The 15,983-nt window shown below is 43.1% G+C and carries 15 protein-coding genes and 3 pseudogenes; 2 read left to right on the top strand and 16 right to left on the bottom strand.

Translation table 11 applies throughout. The features are described from left to right. Positions 1-14: 14 nt before the first annotated feature. From JCM19033_RS03265 to JCM19033_RS03220, 12 genes and pseudogenes are all read right to left on the bottom strand, one after another. Positions 15-1,484 (bottom strand): UDP-N-acetylmuramoyl-L-alanyl-D-glutamate--2,6-diaminopimelate ligase, encoded by a 1,470-nt coding sequence (locus JCM19033_RS03265; protein ID WP_054635413.1) that lies wholly within the window; start codon positions 1,482-1,484, stop codon positions 15-17. Positions 1,485-1,598: 114 nt separating this feature from the next. Then, positions 1,599-3,528 (bottom strand): annotated as a pseudogene (locus JCM19033_RS03260) (stage V sporulation protein D). A 102-nt stretch (positions 3,529-3,630) separates the two neighbouring features. Next, the gene (locus JCM19033_RS24965; protein WP_269757944.1) at positions 3,631-3,942 is read right to left on the bottom strand and encodes a PASTA domain-containing protein; all 312 of its coding nucleotides are present in this window, start codon (positions 3,940-3,942) and stop codon (positions 3,631-3,633) included. Next, a complete protein-coding gene (locus JCM19033_RS24960) occupies positions 3,936-5,327 on the bottom strand; it encodes a penicillin-binding transpeptidase domain-containing protein (RefSeq protein WP_269757943.1) in 1,392 nt (463 codons plus the stop codon). Before JCM19033_RS24960 ends, JCM19033_RS24965 begins: the two co-directional genes overlap by 7 nt. Further along, complete coding sequence (locus tag JCM19033_RS24955) at positions 5,324-5,845, bottom strand: hypothetical protein (RefSeq protein ID WP_269757942.1); 522 nt, start codon at positions 5,843-5,845, stop codon at positions 5,324-5,326. The genes JCM19033_RS24960 and JCM19033_RS24955 overlap by 4 nt, the downstream gene beginning before the upstream one ends. A gap of 120 nt (positions 5,846-5,965) precedes the next feature. Next, on the bottom strand, positions 5,966-6,322 hold the full coding sequence (gene ftsL, locus JCM19033_RS03250; RefSeq protein WP_054635254.1) for a cell division protein FtsL: 357 nt from the start codon (positions 6,320-6,322) through the stop codon (positions 5,966-5,968). Beyond that, a complete protein-coding gene (rsmH, locus tag JCM19033_RS03245; protein WP_054635253.1) occupies positions 6,315-7,274 on the bottom strand; it encodes a 16S rRNA (cytosine(1402)-N(4))-methyltransferase RsmH in 960 nt (319 codons plus the stop codon). Before rsmH ends, ftsL begins: the two co-directional genes overlap by 8 nt. A gap of 24 nt (positions 7,275-7,298) precedes the next feature. Continuing rightward, positions 7,299-7,729 (bottom strand): annotated as a pseudogene (gene mraZ / locus JCM19033_RS03240) (division/cell wall cluster transcriptional repressor MraZ). 154 nt (positions 7,730-7,883) lie between these two features. Then, positions 7,884-9,506, bottom strand: a complete 1,623-nt coding sequence (gene bshC, locus JCM19033_RS03235; RefSeq protein WP_198153398.1) for a bacillithiol biosynthesis cysteine-adding enzyme BshC — start codon at positions 9,504-9,506, stop codon at positions 7,884-7,886. A 45-nt stretch (positions 9,507-9,551) separates the two neighbouring features. Beyond that, entirely contained in the window at positions 9,552-9,983 is a 432-nt protein-coding gene (locus tag JCM19033_RS03230; protein ID WP_083465249.1) for a DUF3397 domain-containing protein, read from the bottom strand. After that, positions 9,968-10,492: a ketopantoate reductase C-terminal domain-containing protein gene (locus tag JCM19033_RS03225; protein ID WP_054635251.1), complete on the bottom strand. Its 525-nt coding sequence runs from the start codon at positions 10,490-10,492 to the stop codon at positions 9,968-9,970. Before JCM19033_RS03225 ends, JCM19033_RS03230 begins: the two co-directional genes overlap by 16 nt. 20 nt (positions 10,493-10,512) lie before the next feature. Further along, entirely contained in the window at positions 10,513-10,947 is a 435-nt protein-coding gene (locus JCM19033_RS03220) for a ketopantoate reductase family protein (RefSeq protein ID WP_198153397.1), read from the bottom strand. A gap of 139 nt (positions 10,948-11,086) precedes the next feature. On the opposite strand from JCM19033_RS03220, the gene JCM19033_RS03215 reads away from it, so the two are divergent. After that, complete coding sequence (locus JCM19033_RS03215) at positions 11,087-11,599, top strand: N-acetyltransferase (RefSeq protein WP_054635249.1); 513 nt, start codon at positions 11,087-11,089, stop codon at positions 11,597-11,599. A gap of 656 nt (positions 11,600-12,255) precedes the next feature. Here the strand turns inward: JCM19033_RS03215 and JCM19033_RS03205 are convergent. The 4 genes and pseudogenes from JCM19033_RS03205 to JCM19033_RS03190 all read right to left on the bottom strand — a co-directional run. After that, positions 12,256-12,476 (bottom strand): annotated as a pseudogene (locus JCM19033_RS03205) (RsfA family transcriptional regulator); the annotation flags it as partial. A 132-nt stretch (positions 12,477-12,608) separates the two neighbouring features. Beyond that, entirely contained in the window at positions 12,609-13,367 is a 759-nt protein-coding gene (locus JCM19033_RS03200) for an enoyl-CoA hydratase/isomerase family protein (protein WP_054635246.1), read from the bottom strand. Positions 13,368-13,560: 193 nt separating this feature from the next. Beyond that, positions 13,561-13,734, bottom strand: a complete 174-nt coding sequence (gene rpmF / locus JCM19033_RS03195) for a 50S ribosomal protein L32 (protein WP_054635245.1) — start codon at positions 13,732-13,734, stop codon at positions 13,561-13,563. 61 nt (positions 13,735-13,795) lie between these two features. Further along, the gene (locus JCM19033_RS03190; protein ID WP_054635244.1) at positions 13,796-14,329 is read right to left on the bottom strand and encodes a DUF177 domain-containing protein; all 534 of its coding nucleotides are present in this window, start codon (positions 14,327-14,329) and stop codon (positions 13,796-13,798) included. Positions 14,330-14,550: 221 nt separating this feature from the next. Here JCM19033_RS03190 and JCM19033_RS03185 point away from each other — a divergent pair, with 221 nt between their 5' ends. After that, positions 14,551-15,798: a nucleotidyltransferase gene (locus JCM19033_RS03185; protein WP_054635243.1), complete on the top strand. Its 1,248-nt coding sequence runs from the start codon at positions 14,551-14,553 to the stop codon at positions 15,796-15,798. Positions 15,799-15,983 lie beyond the last annotated feature (185 nt).

The raw sequence follows: 15,983 nt of genomic DNA, 5'->3' as shown, positions 1-15,983 counted from the left end.
AAAACATCCATAATCTATCTATCAGCTTTTATCTTTTTAATTGCTTTTCTTGCTTCTTCCCGGTCATCAAACGTAAGCACTTCACTGCCTATGATCTGGTAGGTTTCGTGTCCTTTTCCGGCAATGACAATGATATCTTTGGCGGCAGCTGAATGCACAGCATGTTCAATGGCTTCCTTTCTGCTTTCAATCACAGTGTAATTTGACTTCTCGACGCCCTTCACCATATCCTCAAGGATCGCTTTGGGATCTTCGCTTCTAGGGTTATCAGAAGTAAAGATGGCAGTATCGGCAAACTCAGAGGCAATAGCTGCCATCTCCGGCCGTTTGGTCTTATCTCTGTCCCCTCCGCATCCTACGATCACATAAATGTTTTTTTCTGCCATCTCTTTGACTGTCTTTAAGACATTTTCTAATGAATCCGGGGTATGAGCGTAGTCAACAACGACAGTGAAATCCTGTCCGGCATCTACTGTTTCAAAACGTCCGTCTACTCCTTCAATAGCTTCAAGACTTCTCTTAATATCCGCGAGTGAGATATTTGAAAGAAGAGAGGCTGTAATTGCTGCTAAGGCATTATACACACTGAACATACCAATTAACTTCAAGGAAAATGTTTCTTTCCCCCAAGGGGTCACTGCTTCAAACGATGTGCCCCATGGCCTTATGGCAATGTTTTCTGCTTTAATATCACTTTCGTTTTTAATTCCGTATGTAAGAACCTGCGCTGAAGTCATTCTTTCATATAAGCTTGAAGCTGGATCATCGGCATTTAAGACAGCTGTCTTCCTTCTTCCTTCATAATGATTTCCAAGCTGTGCAAACAGTAATCCTTTTGCCTGCTTATATGCTTCCATCGTTTCATGATAATCTAAGTGGTCTTTTGTCAGGTTTGTGAATACAGCAATATCAAAATCACATCCCCGCACTCTCCCTAAATCAAGGGCGTGGGAAGAGACTTCCATGGTGCATGTTTCTATGTTTTGAGAAACCATCTTGCCAAACGTTTGTTGAAGCACTAAGGATTCTGGTGTTGTGTTTTTGTTCTCAATGGTTTCTTCACCTATTTTTGTGTAGAGAGTTCCTACCATTCCTGTGTGTTGGCCGCTGTCTTTTAACACTTGATCAATCAGATGAGTGGTTGTGGTTTTTCCATTTGTCCCTGTAATCCCTATTAATCGCATTTTTCTTGTAGGATGATTGTAAAAAACACTGGACAAAACAGCCATCGCCCGTTTTACATCGCGTACTACGATGACCGGAACGTTAACATCGAGCTCTCGTTCGGCCAGCAGGGCAGCTGCTCCTTTCTTTACTGCCTCGCCTGCATACTCGTGGCCATCTACCGTGTACCCTTTGATGCACACGAATAAACTCCCGGGCGTTACCTTGCGGGAATCCATTTCCATGGATGTAATGTCAGGGTTTTCCCGGGCTGTTTTTGTATAACTGATCAAAGAGCTGCAAAGATCATTTAATAACATATTCACTGTCCTTTCCTCTTTTATCGTTACTGTCACTGATTACCATTTTATAATTCTCTCCATAACAGAAGCAGCCAAGGTCGACTCCCTTGGCTGAATGACACAACTTTCATTTTAATCGGAAGAGGCCGTTTTGTCATCAAGATAAATACGGATCGTAGACCCTTCTTCTACTTTTTCCCCCGGTCCGGGAGACTGGGCAACAATTCTATCTCCGCTTCCGCTTTTCTCTATTCCCAAAGGATAGTAGGCTTCGTTTACCTCCCGCAGTGTCAGATCCACCAGGTCCGGAACTTCTATTAATGGCGTATCATTCCAGGCAAGTTCTTTTTCCACTTGATCCTTTCTTTTCTCCACCCGAGTGCACGCAGGCTGTCTTCCATAATATTACCAACGATCGGAGCCGCTACGATGCCTCCAAACTGAAGTGTATCTTTAGGATTATCAATCGCCACATAAACAACAATTTCAGGGTCATCTGCGGGGCCAGGCCAATAAAGGATACGATATGGTTATTTTCCAGGTACCGCCCGTCTTTAGCCTTTTGTGCCGTCCCTGTTTTCCCACCAACCCTGTACCCGTCCACGAATGCTCCCTTCCCTGTTCCCTGGGCAACGACGTGCTCAAGAGCCTCTCTTACTTCCTTTGATGTCTCTTCTGAAATAATCTGCCTTTTCATTACAGGGGTATTTGTTTTCACGACTTCTCCCGTTTTAGGATCAAGCCATTCCTTAGCCAGAAACGCTGGTATAAATAACCGCCATTTACTGCTGCTGACACGGCAGTGACCTGCTGAAGAGGGGTGACAGATACTCCCTGCCCAAAAGCAGTCGTAGCTTGCTCTAAAGGTCCTACCCTTTCTCGGTTAAAGAGTATTCCTTTCCCTTCTCCTTGAAGGTCAATCCCTGTTTTCTCCCCAAACCCAAACGCTTCAATGTAATCAAAAAGCCTGTCTTTTCCCAGTCTTTCCCCCAGTACGACAAACCCGGGGTTGCAGGAATTTTGCACCACTTCTAAAAATGTCTGTTGTCCATGCCCGCCTTTTTCCAGCATCGCAGCTTTCTTCCAGACACTTCGATATAGCCTGGATCATGAAAATTATCTTTGTGCAAATCCACTTCATTTTCTTCAAGAGCTGCCGCAAGAGTGATGATTTTAAAGGTAGAACCAGGTTCGTACTGGGACCAGACCGGTTTATTCTGGTTAAATATTTCAGGGGGAACATCCTGGAATTCTTCAGGATGAAAATCCGGCCGGCTTGACATAGCAAGCACCTCACCTGTATTAGGATTCATTGCTATGGCAATAGCACCATCCGGATTGTAGGTTGCTTCAGCAATGTCCAGTTCCCGCTCGACAATTGTCTGCACCCTGGAGTCAATCGTAAGCTTAACATCCAATCCATCTTCCGGCTCCTGATATCTATCTGCCATATCAGGCATTCTCTTCCCCTTTGCATCAGAAAAAACGATACATGTCCACTTTTTCCTTTCAGCTCTTCTTCGTAATAGAGCTCAAGCCCCGTCAATCCCTGATTATCGATCCCGGCAAACCCCAAAACGTGGGAGAGATATCGGCCCTGAGGATAATGGCGTTTGTTGTCCTCTGCGATGTAGACCCCTGGCAGCTGCAATTTCCTCACTTCAGCTGCTTTTTCCTTATTAACCTTACGTCCTTCTGGATTAATTCTTACAATGGACTCTTGTTTTGTGATTAATTCATAGGCTTTTTTTTCATCCATATTTAATGCAGCCGCCAGCTGCCTGGCTGTATCCGCCGGCTCCTTCACCTGCCTGGGAACTACAAGAATGGAGGGTGCGCTCACGTTAGTTGCAAGAATTTCACCATTGCGGTCAAGTATTTCCCCTCGCTCTCCTTCAAAGGGCACATTTCGACTCCAGGAATCTTCTGCTTCTTCGGTCAGCCATCCTCCTAAAGCAAACTGTACATATCCAAGTCTCATTGCAAGAATAACTGACACACATAAACCTGCGATAAACACCCAAATCAAACGTTTCCTAACGGTAACATACGAGACTCGCATTCTTCCACCACCGTCTGTTCTACTAAAAGGCCATTGCACCTTTGCTTATGCCTATGCTTGTATCCCTCTTAGTAGAACGACCAGCAGATCGGGGAAGGAAGATTATTCTCTTCTGATTCTTTCCTCTTCATCTTCAGAATCTTCTTCTCCGGAAGATTCCTCAGCTTCTGCTTCTTCCTGTGCCGCTGCCTCTTCCTCTCTTAAATCCCTGATTTCTTGAGGACTCATCATTTCTACCGTTAGATAGCCTTTTCCTTCAAGTCCTGTACCGGCGGGGATGCTTTGGTCTGTTACATAGCCCGAGCCTATATGGTGAAGTTCCATCCCCGCTAGATCACTCAGCTTTGTGGCATCTCTCATGGACCATCCTGTAATATCAGGCATCACTGAAGCTTCCTCGGTCCTGATCAGCACTCTCTCCCCAAAAATAACGTGACTTTCCGAACCAGGCTCATTTCCTCTACGGTTTCCCCATCTCCAAGAAATACAGGCTGAAGGCCTAGTGAATGAAGAATGCTTTCAGCCTCTTCCACGCTTTCACCTTCAAGCTCAGGGATTTCTATTCCGTCTTCTTCGTATACGGCTTCCTCGGAAACAGCAGGCTCTATATTAAGGTATTGGAGACTTTGCTTCATAACTGAGTTGAAAATCATGGACACAGGCGCCGAACCTGATTCGTCACCAGCAAGGTTTGGTCTGTCAACTGCCACATACACAATGATACTTGGGTCATCCTTTGGCGCCATACCAATAAAGGAGAAAATATTCTGGTTATTTCCGCTTAAATATCCTCCTCCATCAGGATTAGGTATTTGCGCTGTTCCTGTCTTCCCTACTACATTAAACCCTTCAATAAAATAGGGGCGTCCTGTTCCGCTTGAAGAAACCACGACCTGCTCCATTAAGCCAAGTACTTCTTCTGAGGTTTCCGGGCTAATAGGTTCACCCTTCACTTCTGGCTTGCCTTCATAAACCACTTCTTCAGTCGCAGAGTTACTGATGCTGTCAACAATATATGGCTTCATCATTTTGCCCTCATTCGCTATTGCAGTTGCAGCTTGGATAATTTGAATGGGAGTAACCGCGGTCCCTTGCCCGATGGCGGTGGTAGCAGCATCAATTTCATATTGCTCTGCTATCAGGCTGCTTGCTTCCCCAGGCAAATCCACCCCTGTGGTTTCCCGAAATCCAAAATCAGTAATGTAATCATACAGCCGCTCAGGACGCAGCTTTTCCATTGCAAGCTTTGCGAAGGCCACGTTAGAGGAACGGTAAAATCCCTCATTAAAGGTGATTTTTCCCCATCCTTGTCCGTTATTGTGATCATGGAGTCGGTGAGAACCTACCTCATAACTGCCAGATTCAAATTCTTCCTCTCCGTCATAAACCCCTTCTTCAATGGCTGCTGCCAATGTAAAGATTTTCATCGTCGAGCCAGGCTCAAATCTGTCTGCCACTGCAAAGTTTGTAAAGTTTGTAATCTCTTCATACTCGTTTGGATTAAAGCTCGGGCGGTTGCTCATTGCCAGGATTTGCCCCGTTTTGGCGTTGGCTGCGACAGCTGTTATTTTTTCAGGGTCATACTCTTCCTCCACCTGATTCATCGCTTGTTCCATAGTTGTTTGAATATTAGAATCAATAGTCAGGGTGACGTCGTCTCCATTTTGGGGTTCTTCAAAGCTTTCATTGCTATCGAGCAAAGGAACGCCTCTTTGATCCCGCTGGTAGGAAAGAAAGCCGTCTTCAGGTGTAAGGTATTCATTCAATCCTGACTCAAGGCCCATCCTTGCTTCACTCATATCCCGTTCTGTATACCTAAGACATGGGAAGCGAACACTTGATTTGGATAAAACCTTCTAGACTCTGTTCGAAAACGGATACCCAGAAGCTCAAGTTCTTCAATTTCAGCCCTTGTGCTATGGCTTAAGTGCCTGGCACCTGACCCAAGTTCTACTTGATATCTTCCTTCGGTCTCTCCCAGGCTTAACAGCTCTTTAAGCCTTTCCTCGTCCATGTCTATATAAGGAGCCAGCGTTTCCGCTGTCATTTCCGGATCTTCCACATGCTCTTCATGAGTGGCATCAAGAACAGCATAAACCGAGTAGGATTGCACTTCTTCAGCAAGGGGATTTCCCTGCCTGTCGAAGATGGTTCCTCTTTCTCCTTGCAACTCGTGACTTGTCGTCCACCTGGACTGAGCTAATTCTTCTAAATTCTGGCCGTCCACCTCTTTTACTGCCTGAACATAAAGCATACGACCGGTAAAAACAATAAAGCACACAAGAATAATTCCAAGAAGCCAAATTGTCCGATACATAATTTTATTTCTCTTATTTCCTTCCACTTTCCGCCATCACCTGTCCTTTATGGCATCAGGAGTACCACACTCCTGTTTCATCACGATTCACATGGAAAAAACTAGCTCTTATTGAAAGAACTAGTTTTGTACTACTCTCACCTTTTCCTCTTTTAACTGCATTCCCAGCTCTTCTTTCGCATAATACATAATCCGGTCCGGTGAGCTTAGCTCTGCCACTTGCAAATGCAAGCCATCATTTATCTCTTGCTGCTGACTCACAGTGTTTTGCAGGGCGGAAATCTCTCTTTCCTGGGAATATATATTAGCATAATTAGTGACAATCAAAGAAGAAACAGCGATGACCCCGGCAATCATTCCGCTCATGATGACCTTTTCACCTTTCGTCACCTTCCCACGCAGGCGGTGCTTAACTTTTGTATGTACAACCTGCTGCTGTTCTTTTTGTCTTTGAACTTGCTGAGCCAGATTATTCACGATTCACATCCCCCTTTTTTTCAGCGATTCTTAATTTGGCAGATCTTGCCCGGCGGTTGTTGTCCAATTCTTCTGTAGACGCTGTTATGGGCTTTCTTGTAATCAACTCAAGGATTGGTTCAGCTTCTGACGGTACAATAGGAAGTCCCCTTGGAAGCTCTGGACGCTTGCCAGCCTCTCTCATTACTTGTTTACAAATGCGGTCCTCCAGCGAATGGAAGGTGATAACACACAGGCGACCGCTTGGGGAAAGAAGATTAATCGCATCCTTCACCGCTTCTTCAAAGGCAGCCAGCTCATCATTCACTGCTATACGGATCGCCTGAAATGTCCGTTTAGACGGATGCCCGCCTTTTCTCCGTGCAGGAGCCGGAATCGCTTCTTTAATAATTTCTGTTAATTCGTCAGTGGTCTGAATCTCTTTTGTTTTTCTGCGAGATTCAATAGCTCTTGCAATCTGCTTTGCAAACCGTTCTTCACCGTATCGAAAGATTACCTTTACCAGCTCTTCATAAGGCCATTGATTAACAATATCTTTTGCTGTAACTTCCATTGACTGATCCATTCTCATATCAAGAGGAGCGTCATGCTGGTAGCTGAATCCTCTCTCTCCTTCATCAAGCTGTGGAGAAGATACTCCTAAGTCAAAAAGAATACCGTCCACATTGGAAATCCCCCTATGTCCAAGCTCCTCTTTCAGATACCGAAAGTTGGCAGGGATGATGGTCAATTGCTCTTGATATGCGGCAAGGCGTTCATTTGCAAAAGACCTGGCTCTTTCATCCTGCTCGAAAGCAAACAAATGGCCGTCGCCTTGAAGCCTGTGTAATATTGCTTCGCTGTGTCCCCCTCCGCCAAGAGTACAGTCTACATAGACACCATTTTCTTTAACATTTAGTCCTTCTATTGCTTCTTCTAGTAACACTGTTTCATGCTGAAATTCTGCTGCCAACTTGTTTGTTCACCTGCCTTCACTTTACATGTCAAAATCTATAATGTTTTCTGCGATTTCACTAAAGGATTCCTGGAATCTTCAAAATAAGCTTCCCATTCACTTTTACTCCAGATCTCTACCCTGCTCGATACTCCGATAATGACACATTCCTTTGTTAGCTGAGCGTATTCCCGCAGTGTCGATGGAATGTTTATTCTGCCCTGCTTGTCCACATCACATTCGGCAGCGCCTGAAAAAAAGAAACGAGTAAATGCACGAGCATCTTTTTTAGTGAAAGGGAGAGTTTTTAACTTTTCTTCTAATCTTTTCCATTCATCCGGGGGATAAACAAATAAACAGCGATCCATTCCTCTTGTAATGACAAAGGAGCTTCCTAGTCCCTCTCTAAACTTTGAAGGGACAATCATTCTTCCTTTGTCATCAATGTTGTGGTGATGTTCCCCCATAAACATCGCTGTACCATCCTCTCCACTTTCTACCTTTAAGGTACCACATTCCCCCACTACGTACCACGATTTCTTTTATTTTTTTTGCGACAAAAAAGATCTCCCGTATTCGGGAGATCTTTTAGTAAACAGCCAAAAGGCTCTGAAAATATCTTGTTTTTTACAAATAAATCAGTTTATGGTTCTTATTTCTTGTAATACCACTTTGACAAATGTCACGAATGAAGCTTTCTCCGTACTCATTCAGCACCGGGTATATGCTCCATACCCGCTCCTGGGGATTCGCGGCCGGGAACAGTGTTTGTTCAATAAAATCAAGGCGATGCAGTGACGTTTGTACCTTTTTCTCTTGGAGATCAGTAATCTTCTCCCCAAGCTTTTTTACTTCATTTACTATGATATGATAGTTCTTTTCTCCATAAGAGGTATGAGAAGGGTTCACCTTGGAAAGAGCCTCCTGTAAGGGAGCATGGATCTCCTTTATTTTCATGACGGCCTCTTCGGCCATGGAAATACCATCAACCTCGATTGCATTTTTTTTGACCTCTTCTCTCTTTTTGCCTGTTCCATGCTGAATAACCTTCCACGGATCAAGGTTTTCTTCCTTTAGAATTCTGGCTCCCTTTCTGTCAACCACGGAAAAATGCATCCTGGGCAATACGGGTGGCATGTGATACCCAAGGTGGTGAAACAACGGCTGCAGCAAGCCCCAATACTTAATTTCTCCGGGACCAGCAACAAAAGACAGCACTGGAAGAACTGCTTCCTGCACTAATGGCCTCGTAGCTACATTACTGCTCAGTTTTCCAGGAGAGTGGTGGATCTTTTGGATAATATCCTCTTTTGTGAACTGTACTTGTCCCTTTTTCCCTTCAAAAAGACCACTACCCTTTCTAAACAAAAGCTCACGGCCAAATTTCGTATGATAAAAAAAGTGAGCTGAATCAGATTGGGCCTTCACAGGTGAATCATAGCCCCTGGTATTATAAAGAGAAATTCTTTTCATAAGCCGACTGGAAAGCTCCGCGTTCTCTTCAACTATTTTTTTAAAAATTTCTCGTTCCAGCTTTCTCATTTCTATGTGGTTGGCATCCAGTAATACCAGTCCCTCTTCCTTAAAGAGCCACTGCATCAGCTCACCAAAAAAATGAGTCATTGAGGAGGAGCGGGATGCCAGTTTTGTTATCGTCCCGGTAATTTTTCTTGTAAAGGGAGTTTCCCGGTAGGATTTCACCGCTTCCTCCATCCATGTAACAAAAGCCTCATCATTCAGGCGCTGCTCTGAAACAGGTTGCCCGGGATTGTATGACCCCTTATAGGTATGCTTGCGGGGACCTTTCATTCCAGGAAGGAAAATATGGTTCACTTCATGCCAATCGTGATCCTCACCGGCAATCCAAAAAAGCGGGATCACCGGAATCCCCAGCTTTTCTTCCTGTTCTCTTGCTTCAAGCACAAGGGTGACTGCTTTTGAAATAGTATAAAAAGGACCGGTGAGAATCCCAGCCTGCTGTCCTCCGACCACAAAGACTGAGCGATGGTCCTTAAGTTTATCAATTTGTTCCAGAGCAAGCTCATTATGTGTAAACGTCTGCTGGTAATTGACCAGGTGTGTATGTAGTGCCTTTCGGTCAAAGGACCTTTTTGTTAATTCCATAAAACGCTGCTTCATGTCTTCATCTTTATAATGATAATCAAAAAGAGAGGAAACAAAGGGATCTCTGTTTCTGTATTTTTGGACGAACAAAGATGAAGAAGGAAGGTTTTGTTCTTCAATTTTCATAAAGGTCAAACCTTTCTTCCTAGTGGTGATTTATCTTGATTTCAATTACAGTGTATCAAATCCAGAGAAAAAACCGCTATCTTTCTGGCTTATAAGATAGCGGTAGTAATTCGAAAAGACAACCCGTAAAGATAAGCCGAAATATGCAATAAAAAATAACATAAAACTAAACCGCCAAATCCCTCTTGCAAGCCGTGGAATTTCAATGTCCGCCCGTGCTTTCCAATGAATGAAGGTAAAAAAACAAGCAATGCTCAGCACTATGATGATCATTAACCAAAGAAATGATCTTCCCCAGATTTCAATTGCAAGAAAGTAAACGGCAGCCATAAAGAACAGCGTGGAAACATCAGCTGCCAGCCTTACCGCCCGTCCCTTTTTCTTTGTGATTTTCACCGTGAAAATGTAAACCAAGTAAAAGCCTAACAGGGGCAGTGTGATGACTGTCGCCAAAATCCAGGCTAATACATCCCCCATTTTCCTCCCCTCCTTTTCTCCAGTCCTTTAATACTTTGATACACAAAGTTATGGCAGGGCATAGGGATTCTCTGGCTTTCCCCTTTTTTAACCAAGTAACCAGTGATGGCGTCAAGTTCTGTAGGGCGATGATGCAAGACATCTCTTAACATAGAGGATTGATTTTCAGCGGTGTTTTCACAAAGACTGCAAAGATCGTGCCAAAGATTTGGACTATGCGGCAAAGAAAGAACTGAGGAGGCTTCCATGAATAACTGATTCATCACTTTTTTAAAATAAGGATTATCGATTAATTCACCGTTTTCACTTGAAAGAGAGCCGTTAAAGTTGATGACACTGTTAAATAAAAGCTTCTCTTCCATCTTTTCCTTCCAATGTGCGATTTTCTTAGCCGCTAACCCTGCTTCATCAAAAATATGTAACATTTGCTGTAAAAGGGGGCTCTCTTTTGTCACTGCCCCTATGTGCAGAATCCCTTGTCCTGTATGTTTTACTGTATTATCATTCACTTTTAGAGCTCCATGCTCGACTATGCCGCAAATGTGTGATAGACATTCTGTTTTTGACTCTGTTCTAGCAAGGGAGTATGAGCCATACCATTCTGCAGAAACAAGACTCCTGCTCCCGGCTTTATTTCAGGCAGGCTTTTCCAGATTTTCTCAAGATCGTATGACTTTACGGCAATTATTATGAGATCAGCATGTTCTACTGCCTTTTTCTTTTCTCCCCATGTAACTGCCTCAGCTTCTGCAGTAAACTGTCCTTGAACATGAATTCCGTGTCTCTCTATCATTTCTTTTTGGGAGTGACGCCTGCAAACAAGAACTGTTTCAGCTATCCTGGCTGTATATCCAGCGAGGAGCAGACCGACTGAACCTCCTCCCACAATGGCAACCTTCGCTTTCATCTTCATTCCAACTTTCTTCTTTATTACCAGTTGAATATAGCATTTAAATTTTAGCACAAAGGAAAACAACTTCCCATTGCTTTCTTGCGATAAATTTTTTGATAATTATGCATATTTATAATTTTCATGTCTAAAGCCGACAAATGTGAAAAACTATAGTAAAATGAACTTATTAGCTGCAAAGGAGGATGAACTTATGAGTACAGCAGAAGTTAAGCGCTTACTTGTTAACTTCAAAACACTTGAAGAATTCCAAAATTTCAAAGAAGTTGGCGTGCAAGAACTGTCAATGAAAGAAGAATTAGAAGAAAACATCATTGAAAATGACAGTGAATCTCCTTTTTATGGTATTTATTTTGGCGATAAGCTTGTAGCTAGAATGTGTTTGTATAAAATTGAAAAAAGGTTCGATTTGTATTTTGAGCCTCCTCAGGATTATTTAGAATTGTGGAAGCTTGAAGTTTTAGAACCTTACAGGAATAGAGGTTTTGGTGAGGCCCTGGTCGCTTATGCCAAAAACATGGGACTCCCTGTGAAAACAAATGCTCGACAGCAGTCTCATGGCTTTTGGGAAAAAATGGGCTTCGAGCCGGTTACCTATCAGGAAGGACGTGACCGGGGGCAAAATCCTTACGTGTGGTACCCAAAAGGAGTAAAAGAGCAGCAGCCGGAGAATACTCCCTCAGCGGATGTCCAGTCTGTAGAATAATGTATAACGGCAAGGGGCCGGGCTCAAAAGTTAACCTTTGAGCCCGGCCCCTTTTTCACATAAATCTTTACTGCTGTACGACACTGGATAGAGGCGTATGCTTTTACCCAGGAAACTTTCCCTTTCGCTCCTGGGGAAGAAAAAATCAGGTAGATCCCAGCAGACACAACTCTTGAACAATTAGAACCAAAAAAGAGCCCTAAGAATAAATATCGTAACACCCTGCTATGGTTCTTACCCTTCACGTTCTGCATAAGGAAAGTTTTTGACGGCATGATCACTTGTCAGTTCTTTGGCCCGGTCCATGATATCCATAAAAATCTCATAATCACTTCTTAACTTATCATATTTTTCCTGCAAAGAAAGCAATTGTCGTTGATATGCCTTCTTTTCTCTCTCTAGTTCTACTGCCTTCTCTTCTATTGCTGAATATTTTTCTTTCCAACTCTCATTGCTTTGCTCCTCCTGATGAAGAGAATGCAAGAATTCAATAATCTGAGGCATATCAAGAGCCTTCTTTTCGGTCTCTTCCATACTTTTTTCGCCGAACCCTTGATTGGTTATACTATTCCTTTCCTCAAAAGCCACATGGCTTTCTGTTGCCATCTCCAATTCAGCAGGTATATAGCTCTTGTCCTGTATCTCGGAAGCAGGTTCTTGTCTATGTTTCTTTGCCAGCGCGATCGCACTTTTCATATTTTTTCCGAATAGCAGCATTCCACCTAAAGCCGCATGCTGCAGCGGTTCGTTTTAATTTCTCTCCCACTTCTTCAAAAGCAGCAAGCTGGGTACTTCCTTCTCTTATATGCCTTAAAACCACTTCGGCCAAGATTAAATCTTCATCTTCATTCCAAGCATCCTGCCTTGCAGCCTCCATAATCATCCCTCCATTTACTAGCTTTTCTTTTCATAGCTATGAAAAGAGGCTTACAGATAGAATAATGTCTACCAAAGATTATCTCCTTATTCTTCTGTTATTATTCCAATGGAAAAAAGATGGGAGAAAGCACTATTTACGGATAAATTTGTCCACAGCATCATGATGAGCATCTTTTGCCCACAGAGTTGAGCAATCATCTATTTCTCGTTCTATTCTTTGCTGAAGCTTCTCTCTATCTATTCTATCGGTGAAACGGGCCTTGTAGGCAGCAAGAACATCCGAGTTCAGATTCACATAGGAAGATAGATAACGTTCACTCTCTTTTTTAAAGTCTCCTTCAATCAAAGAGGAAATGAAACCCAGGTTCTTCCCTTCCTTTGCACTATACATTCTGGCTGTCATTACTATCTCCAAGGCTTTAGCAGGCTCGATCCTTTCGAGGAGCATGGAAGTACCACCCCATCCTGTCGTTATCGCAAGCTTCCCTTGCACAAAGCCAAACTTCGCATGAGGAGCTGACACTCTGATGTCACAAGCCGACGCTATTTCACAGCCGCCTCCAACCGCTGTTCCATTTAAAAGAGCAACCGTTGGCTTAGGGAATAAAAACAAACGAAAGAGAACCTGAGACATTTTCTGAAGCATGGCATGGGCTTCTTCTTTTGTCCTTAAGTGATGAAAAACGGATAAATCTCCCCCTGAACAAAACGCTTCATTTCCTGCACCAGTAATGGCCACTACTTTATCAGCCTGGTTGTTTTCTATTTCGTCCAGCTTTTTCTCTAGTAAATCCATGCTTTCCATATCCATTGCATTACGCTTTTCTGGTCTGTTTATTGTAATGTATGCTACATTCTCTAAACGTTTTATATGTACTTTTTCTTTCACATTCTGCTCCCCCTTTTATCTTCTTACCTTTCATTCGACAGCGGTCCTTCACTTTCCCTCTTTTTTCACCTTTTTAAAAAACTTTGGAAGAGACCTTCATTGATAGTATATTCAAATAAAAAGAACGGGTAAGTGTGATGGGACCCCTCACCAAAAATCCCCTGCCATATCGGCAAGGGATTGGGGACACCTATTATTTGTTAATAACATTTTGTCCTTTGTAAGATCCGCAATTCTTACATACGCGGTGAGATCGCTTCATTTCTCCACAGTCCGAGCATTCAACCATACCTGGAACCTCTAGTTTGAAATGAGTACGACGCTTGTTCTTACGAGTTTTTGATGTACGTCTAAAAGGTACTGCCATCATTCCCACCTCCTTTAAGGTGCGTAAAGTGTTTCATAAAGAAACGAGGTTTCTTTATCTCTTATTTGTCAAAATACTTGGCTAAATCAGCCAGTCTTGGATCTACTTTCTTTTCCTTTTCTTCTTCCCTGGCTTCCTTAAGTTCATCCTCTGTTACTACTTCCCAATCCTGGCCTTCTTGAGGAGCCTGGGGTTCCTCTCCATTTTCAGCAAAGATTTGAATAGGGATTTGCAAAAGAATATGCTCTTTGACGTACGGGAGAAGATCGACAAACCCATTCACTGGTTCATGGGTATCTTCGTCTTTTTCCTCCAGAGCACTATCTGTAAGAATAAACCGTTCCTGAGCTTCCACATCAAATGGGAGCTCTACGTCAGCCAGAGTACGTGAACAAGGAAGAACCATAGATCCTTGTATGCGAAGAGTAAAGTTAACTGTTTGTCCAGTAAACTCTCCACGGCCAGTGACATTGACAGGAGTAATGCGGCGGATTTCCTTATCTCTATCCACTAATTCACTCACATCTACCTGCTCTTCTTGAATCTCAAGGCCTGAATGCCTTTTCGCTAATAATTCTTGTATACTCCATTTCATTGGATATCACCTCAAGGCAACAAGGGTAATTATAGCTGTCCATAGATTGTTTGTCAACATTTTTTCTTTACATTATAATGTAGAGAAAACATGCTTATTTATCATAACATGAGACAACAATCTTACAAAGAAACAGCTACTGATACTTACTTTTTCTAATAACCTAAATAAAGCTGATAAAACACCTTTTTTACAGCACATCTTAAAGGAGGCATCTCTATTTGAAAGTTACAGGGTTAATTGTTGAATATAATCCTTTTCATAATGGTCATTTATATCACTTGCAAGAATCAAGGTCAAGCACAAATGCAGACATCATTATCTGCGTCATGAGCGGCTACTTTTTGCAAAGAGGAGAGCCAGCCCTTGTTTCAAGGCGCACACGGACGAAAATGGCTCTTGCCGGAGGTGCTGACATTGTTGTAGAACTTCCTTATGCTTATTCCGTGCAGCATGCATCTTTGTTTTCCCGCGGGGCCGTAGCTGTGCTGGAAGCTATGGGAGCAGATACTGTGGTTTTCGGAAGCGAACATGGGAAGATTACTCCTTTCCTTGAGCTGGATTCTTTTCTTATGGACCACCAGGCTCAATATGAAAGTCATATACAATCTTTTGTCAAGCAGGGCATGAGCTATCCACGAGCATCTTCTGCAGCCTTTTCTCAGCTGAATCCCGGTCATGACCTTCCTGACATTTCGCAGCCAAACAACATTTTAGGGTATAACTACGTAAAAGCAATACGAGAGCTGAAAGCAAAGATTAAGCCTGCCACGATAAAGAGAATAGGTGCAGGTTATCATGAAAAAGAGAAGAATTCTCAATCGATTGCCAGCGCTACAGGGATACGCCATGAGCTGATTGAGAAGCAAAATCATTTGGAAGCTGTTGCCGATACGATGCCTTCTTCTTCCTTTGACCAATTAAAAGAGGATCAGGACCACCAGCCTGATTTCTTTCATTGGAATCTTTATTATCCCTTTTTACAGGCAAATTTACTCACAGCTTCTCCTTCCCGCCTCCGGGGCATATATGAAGCGGAAGAAGGTCTTGAAAATCGTTTTATATCCCAGGCAAAACAGCACTCTTCTTTCACTGCCTTTATAGAAGCTGTGAAAACAAAGCGGTACACATGGACAAGGCTGCAGCGCTTAGCAACCCATATCTTGACTGACAGTGACAAAGAATTGATGCTGAAAGTGCTGCAAGCACATAAGCTGGAATCTATTCGCCTGCTTGGCATGAATGAAAATGGGCAAAAATACCTGAGTCTCGCAAGAAAAGAAATGGAGATTCCTCTTGCTACAAAGATGAACCGAAAAAAAGGGCCTCAGGCGGTACTCGATGAAAAAGCAGCTCTTGCTTATTTTCTTCCCCTACCCCCTTCCAAGCGAATACAGCGTTATAAAGAAGAGTACTCCCTGCCTCCTGTCCGATTTGCTTCAAAGGAAGACCGCTTTTTAAGTAATTGAAAAAAGAGTCTGGGACAAACCAAGCTAATAAGAATGACCTTACCCTGCAAAGTTCAGGAGCGTGCCGTTGCTTTTGCTGTCAACGATCTCGTGAAATCCATGCCGGATGAAACATTCAGTGACTTCCTGGGTTCAGCCGGATAACGAACTATGTTGAAGGTAAAAATAAGGCTCCAATTATCAAA

It is taken from the genome of Thalassobacillus sp. C254, from assembly GCF_001310615.1.
The sequence above is the reverse complement of the archived record's forward strand: the minus strand, read 5'-3'. Positions and strand labels throughout refer to the sequence as shown.

Excerpts from the sequence above, each read along its gene's own strand:
- JCM19033_RS03265 (WP_054635413.1), bottom strand. The coding sequence starts at position 1,484 with ATGTTATTAAATGATCTTTGCAGCTCTTTGATCAGTTATACAAAAACA.
- JCM19033_RS24960 (WP_269757943.1), bottom strand. The coding sequence starts at position 5,327 with ATGAGTGAAGCAAGGATGGGCCTTGAGTCAGGATTGAATGAATACCTT.
- JCM19033_RS24955 (WP_269757942.1), bottom strand. The coding sequence starts at position 5,845 with ATGTATCGGACAATTTGGCTTCTTGGAATTATTCTTGTGTGCTTTATT.
- bshC (WP_198153398.1), bottom strand. The coding sequence starts at position 9,506 with ATGAAAATTGAAGAACAAAACCTTCCTTCTTCATCTTTGTTCGTCCAA.
- JCM19033_RS03230 (WP_083465249.1), bottom strand. The coding sequence starts at position 9,983 with ATGGGGGATGTATTAGCCTGGATTTTGGCGACAGTCATCACACTGCCC.
- JCM19033_RS03215 (WP_054635249.1), top strand. The coding sequence starts at position 11,087 with ATGAGTACAGCAGAAGTTAAGCGCTTACTTGTTAACTTCAAAACACTT.
- rpmF (WP_054635245.1), bottom strand. The coding sequence starts at position 13,734 with ATGGCAGTACCTTTTAGACGTACATCAAAAACTCGTAAGAACAAGCGT.
- JCM19033_RS03190 (WP_054635244.1), bottom strand. The coding sequence starts at position 14,329 with ATGAAATGGAGTATACAAGAATTATTAGCGAAAAGGCATTCAGGCCTT.